This window comes from Seohaeicola saemankumensis, from assembly GCF_021021435.1.
Classification (GTDB): domain Bacteria; phylum Pseudomonadota; class Alphaproteobacteria; order Rhodobacterales; family Rhodobacteraceae; genus Seohaeicola.
Window position 1 is genome coordinate 1 of the sequence record NZ_JAINWI010000069.1, and the last position, 522, is coordinate 522.

The 522-nt window shown below is 62.1% G+C and carries 1 protein-coding gene; it reads right to left on the reverse strand.

The genetic code is table 11. The annotated features are described in order from the left end of the window. A partial coding sequence (locus tag K7H22_RS19995) for a UDP binding domain-containing protein (RefSeq protein WP_330165875.1) occupies nucleotides 1-522 on the reverse strand: 522 nt, incomplete at both ends.

Here is a 522-nt window from a genome sequence, read left to right on the forward strand (position 1 = left end):
TTTCAGATCCAGCGCGCGGAATTCGTTCCATTCCGTCAGGATCACCAGCAGGTCGGCATTCTGCGCGGCCTTGTAGGCATCCTCGTGCCATTGCACGCCGGGCAACATCGCCTCGCCCTCGTGGCGGCCTTGCGGATCGACCACGCGCACCTTGGCGCCCGCGCCAACCATCGCGGGAATGATCGTGAGGCTGGGCGCATCGCGCATGTCGTCGGTGTTCGGTTTGAAGGTCACTCCCAGCACGGCAACCGTCTTGCCGTTGAAACTGCCATCGCAAAGGTCCAGCAGCTTGTCGACCATGCGCCGCTTGATCTCGTCATTGACCTTGATGACGGTCTCGGTGATCTGCATGGGCACAGCATGCTCCTGCCCGATCCGCGCCAAAGCCTTGGTATCCTTGGGAAAACAAGACCCACCAAAGCCGGGACCGGCATGCAGGAACTTGTTGCCGATGCGGCCATCCAACCCGATGCCCTTGGCAACCTCCTTGATGTCGCCGCCTGCACGTTCGCACAGCGCCGC